The sequence below is a fragment of the Candidatus Sericytochromatia bacterium genome, assembly GCA_035285325.1.
Taxonomy (GTDB): Bacteria; Cyanobacteriota; Sericytochromatia; order S15B-MN24; family JAQBPE01; genus JAYKJB01.
The window spans coordinates 1-7,606 of record JAYKJB010000130.1 but is presented as its reverse complement, the minus strand read 5'-3'; the positions used below and the strand labels follow the sequence as shown (position 1 = coordinate 7,606).

Below are 7,606 nucleotides of genomic sequence, written 5' to 3'. Positions count from 1 at the left end.
TCGCGCAGTACGAGGGCTTCTACGCCAGTGTGTTCTACAGCCACCTCGCCGCTCTCGGCCTCGATACGCGCGTGGAGGACGCCACGAACAAAGGACGCATCGACCTGGCGACGCGCCTCGGCGACCGCTCCCGGCCATCCCTGGCCTCCGCGGAATCAGCCCATCCGTGGGCAAGCCGGGTTTATCTCTTTGAGTTCAAGGTCGTCGAGCAGGTACCGGAGGGCCGGGCACTGTCGCAACTGCAGGCCAAGGGCTATGCCGAGAAGTACCGGGAACCCGGCGTCACCGTGACCCTCGTCGGCATCGAGTTCAGCCGCGAAGAACGCAACATCGTGGCTTTTGAGGTGGCCGCAGGCTGAGGCGTCGCCGCCCTCTGGTGCTCGGCCCGGACCCTCAAATTGCCGGCTCAGGCCACCCTCCATCCACCCCGCTGACCCGCACCAACTCTACCCCCAGCAGGGCCGCACAGCCCTCCGGCGGATGCGCCGCCAGGGTCTCGGCCATACGGGCCATCGCGTGTTCGGGCACCTGGCGCGGGCGGGCGGCGTTGCGGGTCAGGCAGACGTCGTAGGGGGTCTCGAAGTAGACGAAGCGCACCCGGTAGCCCGCCGCACGACAGCGTTCCGCCAGCGCCCGGCGGTGGATGGGTTCCAGGTTGGTGTCCGAGACGACCACCGGGCGCCCTGCGGCCAGGGCCGCGGCCAGGCGGGTGTCGCGCAAGGCCAGGGCCTCCAGCGTGACGCTCTGGTTGCTGGCATCACCGCTGACCTCGGCCCGGCAGGCGTCCAGATTCAGCTCCTCGAAGCCCTCCAGGGTCGCGGCAAAGGTGGATTTGCCGGCGGCGGGTAGGCCGATGGTGATCAAGGCGAGCACGGCGAACCTCCCGCTCGATGGGCGTGGCGGCTTCATCATAGCGCGCTTGGTGCGCCCATGCGACGACCGCCGGCAAGTTGTTTCCAAGCTGGCAGAGCGGGGTATGTCTCCCCGGTTGCCGCTGGCTGTTGCTTGCTTGGGGGGACTGCGCGTGTACCAGGTGCGGGTGGTGGAAGAGGGCGGACAGCCGGTGTTGCGCGTGAGTACGCCGGCAGGTCGACTGCTCAAGGTGGTGCTGCGCCCCTCGTTGTCTGAGGCGGTCGCCCAGCTCAAACCGGAGCTGGCGCGGGAACGTGTCCACAGGCTGGCTTGTGACGGGCTGGGCCTGGCCGTGGGCTGCGCGCTTGGTCGTTGGGCACCTGAGCTGCCCTGGCGCTTGGCGGCGGAGGCGGTGGTGCAGCTGGAGGGCGGGATGCTGCGGATCCGACCCTCGGGCGCGGAGGGGTTCACGATGGCCCTGCCCGAGCGGGTCGAAGAGGCGGCGGCCGTGCTGCAAACGGCCGTGCGGGCTTGGCCGAGCCTGGCGGGTCCGCAGGCGCCGGCCGTGAACGACCCTCAGCTGGCCGCTGGCATTGTGCTCGGCATCCTTCTGGCGACCCAGGAGCCAGAACTGACGGACCTCTCTTCGCCTGCCGCGCCGTCGCTCGATCGTGGTCCGATGCCGGACCATCTGGAGCAGGCGCTCAAACCCTTTTGGACCAAGCTCGTCAGCCACCTGCGCAACGGCTTGCCAACCGAGCCCGTGCTGGCTCAGGCCCGCGCCGTGCCCGGCGTGGCCAGCCATCCGCGCGCCTTCGACGAGTGGCTGTCGTCGGCGCAGCGGCGGGGGCGCAAGGAGAAGCGTGCGCTGGAAGAATTCTTGCAGGTGGTGGCGCGCTGCGGTCCGGATGCGCCCGAGGTCGAACGCACCGTGAACCGAATCATCAGCGAGATGCGCTGGAAAGCCTTCCGGTTCGTGGCCGACAAGCGGCTCGACTACCTTCGCGCCCAGGCCCGCCTGCGCGTGGCTCAGGCGGCCCCCACCCCGGTGGGGTCGGCCGTGCGGGCGGGCGCGTTCGACCATCGCATCCAGGCCCTGGCGCCCGCGGCGCACTGGCGCCTGTATATCGACGAGAGTGGCGATGGGGCCCGCAAGGCCTTCGACCAGACGCGCGCGGCCCTGCGCGACAGCTACACCCCCTGGCAGGTGGGCGTGCTGGTGCCGGAGGGGGCTGATTTGCCGCCCCTGCCACGCGGCTTTCACGCGCGCAGCATCGAGGATCCGGAAACGCTCGATACGCATCTGCAAGACCTGCTGGACCGTCCCGTCGGGGTGTTCGGCCTGCACGTCGCCGCCCTGCCCATCTCCCACGGTGACGCCTGGCTGCAGGGGGCGCTGGAATTGGTGCGCTGGGTTGCGCTGTTGCTGCCGTTGGCGGGCAACACCGTGCTGGAGGTGCAGATCGAGCAGCGCGGCGATTATGGCCCCTCGAAAGACATCCGAGCCACCGCCGACCTGCTCATGCGCCAACTGGCCGAGGTCGATGCGGCGCGGGCGGCGCAGCTGGCCATCAGCCTGCGCTTCGTCGAGAAGGATGCGGCCGCGCACCTGGGGTATGCCGACCTGCTGGCCTTCGCCTGGGGGCAGCGATCGTCGCATACGCGGGCCATGATGGCGCAGTCGGGCCTGCTCGGCACCTGCTTGCTGGAGGGCGATGCGGCGAGCCTGCGGCGGGACTGGGAGGCGCTCGGAGCCGGGCGCCTGCCGGATGCGGCCGGTTGGCAGCGCCTGGTGGCCCGGGCGGAGGCGCGGGTTCCCGGCAGCCTGGTGGCGATGATGCTGGCGCGCGTGGCGCAGCGCGCCCAGGCGGAGGTGCCCTACTGGCGATCGTTGTGCGAGGGCGTGCTGGCGCACCTGGATGGCCGGGATGTGAACCTGGTGACGGTCGGCGAGGCCGTGACGGAACTGGCCCGTTGCCAGCCGGTCGGCGAATCGCTCACGCCCCGGCTGGAACTGGCGTTTCGCACCGCGCGCCTGTGGCACGCCAACCACCGCGGCGCGATTGAACTTGCCGAGGCCAGCGCGCTGGAGGCGCTGGGCCAGCGCCTGTTTGAGGAAGTCCCCACGCTGGTCTGTCAGGCCGATCTCGTGCGGGCTGTCACCCACACCAACCGGTTCGATTTCGCCGGTGCGACGGCGGCGATCGCCCGCTGGCGAGACCAGCGTCCCGAGGTGGCCGGCCTGCAACACCACGGCCGCCTGCTCAGCACGCTCGGCCAGCACGCGGCCTTTCGCGGCCAGCACAGCGAGGCCCTGGCGCTCTTTGAGGCGGCCCTGGCCTGCTTTGCGCGCTTGTCCGAGCCGGCCATGGCCAGCCGGGAGGCTGCGCAGACCGGCACCTACCGGGCGATCGCCCTGCAGGATGCGCCGGAGGCTGATCCCGACGCGCGCAGGGCGGCCCTGGTGGGTTTGGCCGGAGCGCTGACGCCTGCGGCGATCGCCGCCTGGCCCGGCCGCGAGCAAGACCCCTACATTCACCACGCCCTGTTGCGCTGGCTCGTGGCCCACGGCAGCCCTGCCGAGCGCAGCGCTTACCGCGAAGCCAGCGGTCTGTGGGCCGCCCAGGCGTTTCACCCCTGGGAGCTGATCGAGGCCTATCGCGGGCTCCTGTTCTGGGAGGCGGGCGATCGGGAGCAGGCCGCCGCCTTCTTCGAGAGTGCCATCCAGCTGGCCACGGCGCCTGAGCAGGGTCCCACCGTGCAGCTCATCGGGGCCGCGCTGGCCCGCCTGGCCGAGCGACTCGGCCTACGGCCCGCGGAGCCAGCCCCCGAGGCGCTGCAGGCCCAGCTGCCCCAGGCACCCTGGCCGGCCTGGGAGGCTTCGACACCGCTGACCCGGCTGGATGAGGCCTGGGCCTGGCTTTCGCGTATGTTGCCTTTCAATTTCCGCTGAGGGAGTTGGACGAGTGCGACTTGTCGGAGCCTTGCCAATTCAGTTCAATGACCACCTCGCGCCATTTTGCCAAGGTCATCATCGTCAGCGGTTGTGTGACCTGTCGCCAATAAGCGGTTTGATTGCCACCAAAAACCGCGCCAGAGAATGAGAATTCGCCGTGCCACACCCACCGGAACGTCATACGGAACAAGTGCCACAGGCCCTGGTCGGATGTCTTGGAACAACCGGCTTCGTCCTACTATGTGTCTTTTTTATCGCTCGGTTTGCCGGTTTCAAGGCTCCAGGGGTGAGCGATTCCTTGCCTTCATCGCCGCCCTCAGCGGAAAAGACAAAAAAGGAGCATTCCCTCGATAACTCATTTTCAGACCGCTTTGGGAGGGCCGAAGCAGACGCTCTGAACTCCGAAAAATCACGCGGTGATCGATTTCACGAGGCGATGAGCTTCCGCGAAGCCCCGTCACCGCCTGCGTTAGGGCCACCGCTCATCGACAGGTTCCAGGGTTGGGAGGGATTCAACTTGGGGGGCTCTATCCCCAGTGAACGGTTGACGGGCGAAGCGAGGCGAGCGCACAACGAGACAGATCCCCTTCCCTTTCGTCTGCCGGACCTGGCGATTGACACTGACATCCCTCATACCGTGGGGGCCTGTAAGGGTCTATTTGAGAGCCCTGGAAAGTTCGGACTAGCCTATCTGCCAGGCCTGCAAATCGAGGGAAATAGAAAGCTCTCAGAGGGAACCATCTCGTGGGTGCTTCACTACTGGCAAGGCAAACTCGCCATCATCTCGCTGGATTTCACCGCCATTGAGGGCTTTGAGGGCAAAACAGCGCTGCAAAAAAAGTATGGGCCGCCGAACCACCCGTGTGGCTGGGTCGGGCAACGCGTGATCGCGTTCGATCATGGGGAGCTCAACCTCAAGAGGGGCATCAGAAAGTACGTGATTTACCAATCTGCCCCACTTACCAAGGAGGTGATCAATAGCCTTCGACGGGAAGCCAACTCATTGAAGCAAGCGGAGGAGCAGGCACGGCTCAGACAAGAAAGCGACCGCAAGCGTGCAGAAGAGTCTTTATAGGCAGGCTTCGCGAAACGGAGTGCAACTCCGGAGTGTGGAATGGTTGGGCGTTGCATCAGGTCCTCGGTGACCCGACCTCACCCCGCATGATCCAGCAGAGATGGCGCTGTAGCCCTCGGCGCAGAGCCTCTCGCCAGAGCACCAGACCAACCTGCCACAAGCAGCCGGAAAGGCCGCTGCCCAACATCAAGCCGAGCAGTACGCGCACCTCGTTCGTGCTGTCTCCGCCCCCGATCATGCCGACCAACTTGTCTGCCAATCCAAACACAACTAGCAACGGGCACAGCAGCACCGCCCGCCTTGTTGCGAGTAGCCAAAGCCCTCCCAAAGCAAAACCGAGATAGCCGCCCATACATCGCGCGCATAGGGGAAACTGTTCAGCGCCAAAAAAGAGTGAACGTGCCGGAAGCTGGTGACACAAGCCTATAAGGCTTCTTGCCGCCGCACCGTCAGCGCGGCAGGCCTCCATCATCACGTAGATGGAAAACAGTGAACCGCTGGCAGCCAGAAACAAGATGACGCCGGCAACGAAGGCGGGCACCAACCAGCGAAGGTAAGAGTCCACGGCTACGACCGGCGTCGAGCGAACTGCCCGACGAGTTGCAGGCCGAGGGCTGCCCCAATCAGGATGCAACCGAAGAAGCCTGAGGCGCGCACCAGGAAGACGATGCCCACTACCGGAGCAAGAAAAGGGCAACATTGGGCAACGACGATCGAGGCGCCGGCTTCCCAGAATGTCCTGCTAAGAACCTGCCAAGGCCAACACCAGAGGCCATCGAGGACGTAGAGTAAGACGGAATACACCAGCGAACCGAGCAACCCGCCAAATGTTCCAGCAGCAACCAGCGTAAAGGTCTCTGCAACACTCAATGGGACCTCGTGAAGATCGTCATCGGGCATTGGGTGATTGCCTGATCATCTTTCCTGGAGCGTGAGGGGGCATTTCCGGGGCTTCATTCGCCGCCGATGAATGCTTTCCCATAAGAACTTCAATCAACGAGTCGAAACGGGGATAGATACGAATCTCAATGCGGCGATTCAGTGCCAGGTCACGTTCGGAGCGCGCATTTGAAACCAGCGGGCGGAATGGGCCACGCCCCACGGCGATGATGTCATATTTCGCTCTCGAGAGCCCGCACGCAGACTCCCAGAATTCTGCGACGGCGCGCGCGCGTTTGTCGGACAGTTCCAAGTTGTAGTCGGCAGAACCCTGGCTGTCCGTGTGCCCCTCAATGCTGACCTGCAGGCTGGTGACAGAGCCCGCACCAAACTTGTCCAGCACCCCCTTCAGCTTGAGCCCGATGCCGGCAAGGCGTGTCTTTCCCTCCGGACGGAGGACGGAAGAGTCGAAGTCGAACAGCACGGCTTCACCCAAGCGCAGGGAGCCACGGTCGGCTTTGGCATCGGGCCCCCGAAGGGGTTGAAGCACCTCCTTGTCGATGCGTCCCACCAGCGACTCGAGTTCGATGAGGCGAATGACGTTCACGAAGTTTTGAACGCTCAGCGTCAGGAACAGGATGATGACCGCCAAAAACAGACCTGTCATCCCGTCCGTGAAGGCGGGCCAGAAGTTGAACAGATCCTCGCTGCCGCGGTGGCGCCTCACGAAGCCGCCTCACCTTGTGCCTGTGTGACATTGGCACCCGCGACCCCGGCTGATGACGGCATCGTGGCTTCGGCGTCGTGTTTGCGTCGGGTCGCGTGACCCAACCTGCGGTACTTGGGGCGGTGGTGTGGATCCCTCAAGGCCCCGAAGTCATCCATCAACCTGCGCCACCAGGGACGCTCCAGGCACTGCAAGATCATATGGAGCAGCTGGCCCTGAAACGCAACCACTGCCTCGGGTTCACCTGATGACGTGTGGACGTCGGCTTGACGATAAGCTTGGACGGGCACGTCGCGCTCGCGAGCCTCGAGGAGCGTCACCAACTGTGAAAACAAGGTCCTGAGCTCTTGGAGCCCTTTCGCCGTATCCGCCGCGGCGCGCGCTTGGGCGTTGTCTTGCTGCGCCTTGGCCATTTCCCCTAAGGCTACCACCTGCTCGGCCATCAGCTCACTCTGTCGGTTCTGGCTGTCCATCAGGCGAGCGTTGAGGCTCCCCACGGCTTCCGCCTGACGCTCGAAGCCCGTATGCAACGAGGTCAGCACGCGCGGAAGATCTTCCAGGATGTGCGGTTGACGCCGGGAGTCGAGCGTCATCAAGGCTGCCACCAACTGGCTCGATAGTTCAGCGTGGCGTTCCACGACCCCACGCAAAGACGTCACGGTCCCGTGAAGGTCTTCGTTGAGAGAATTCAGTAGTGACTGATGCTGGTCCTCCGCCTGTTTGCGCTCGGCCAACATTTGATGGAGCGCGGACAGGCTGGACAGGGCAACTTCGCGCACCAGTCCGTTGTCTTTGGCGATCGTCGCAAAACCTTCACGGGTAGCCGTCAGCAGTTGCGCCAACGTCTCCGGCATGTCTTCAACGCTGGCCTGCGGCTGGACCAGGGGAACTACAAAGCGCTCCACCGCGGCCGCCACCTGGACCATGAGCCCCTGGCGACGCTTCAAGACAAGGTTGAACCACAGTCCCAGACCCAAGGATGCCAGCAGCGCCATCACTGTCCGCTGGAAGGCCTCCACCATGCCAGCGAGCACGCCATTGAGCCCTGCCACAAGGGCACGGAAGGCGACACCCACGTCAACCTGGCTTTGCAGGGCTTGGATCATGGCTCCAGATT

General features: G+C 65.1%; 8 protein-coding genes. 3 read left to right on the top strand and 5 right to left on the bottom strand.

The window, feature by feature from the left end:
* Positions 1–359, top strand: a 359-nt coding sequence (locus VKP62_15860; GenBank protein MEB3198672.1) for a PD-(D/E)XK nuclease domain-containing protein, incomplete at its 5' end; no start/stop codon positions are given.
* 34 nt (positions 360–393) lie between these two features.
* Here VKP62_15860 and VKP62_15855 read toward each other — a convergent pair.
* A complete protein-coding gene (locus tag VKP62_15855; protein ID MEB3198671.1) occupies positions 394–873 on the bottom strand; it encodes an AAA family ATPase in 480 nt (159 codons plus the stop codon).
* A 103-nt stretch (positions 874–976) separates the two neighbouring features.
* On the opposite strand from VKP62_15855, the gene VKP62_15850 reads away from it, so the two are divergent.
* Both VKP62_15850 and VKP62_15845 read left to right on the top strand, forming a co-directional pair.
* Positions 977–3,805, top strand: coding sequence for a hypothetical protein (locus tag VKP62_15850; GenBank protein MEB3198670.1), 2,829 nt, complete (start codon positions 977–979; stop codon positions 3,803–3,805).
* A 160-nt stretch (positions 3,806–3,965) separates the two neighbouring features.
* Positions 3,966–4,883, top strand: a complete 918-nt coding sequence (locus VKP62_15845; protein MEB3198669.1) for a hypothetical protein — start codon at positions 3,966–3,968, stop codon at positions 4,881–4,883.
* A 55-nt stretch (positions 4,884–4,938) separates the two neighbouring features.
* Here the strand turns inward: VKP62_15845 and VKP62_15840 are convergent, their stop codons facing one another.
* The 4 genes from VKP62_15840 to VKP62_15825 all read right to left on the bottom strand — a co-directional run.
* The gene (locus VKP62_15840; protein MEB3198668.1) at positions 4,939–5,352 is read right to left on the bottom strand and encodes a DUF2085 domain-containing protein; all 414 of its coding nucleotides are present in this window, start codon (positions 5,350–5,352) and stop codon (positions 4,939–4,941) included.
* A 98-nt stretch (positions 5,353–5,450) separates the two neighbouring features.
* A complete protein-coding gene (locus VKP62_15835; GenBank protein ID MEB3198667.1) occupies positions 5,451–5,783 on the bottom strand; it encodes a hypothetical protein in 333 nt (110 codons plus the stop codon).
* The gene (locus tag VKP62_15830; protein ID MEB3198666.1) at positions 5,773–6,414 is read right to left on the bottom strand and encodes an OmpA family protein; all 642 of its coding nucleotides are present in this window, start codon (positions 6,412–6,414) and stop codon (positions 5,773–5,775) included. Before VKP62_15830 ends, VKP62_15835 begins: the two co-directional genes overlap by 11 nt.
* 71 nt (positions 6,415–6,485) lie before the next feature.
* Positions 6,486–7,606 (bottom strand): hypothetical protein (locus VKP62_15825; GenBank protein MEB3198665.1); only part of this gene is annotated, 1,121 nt, incomplete at its 5' end.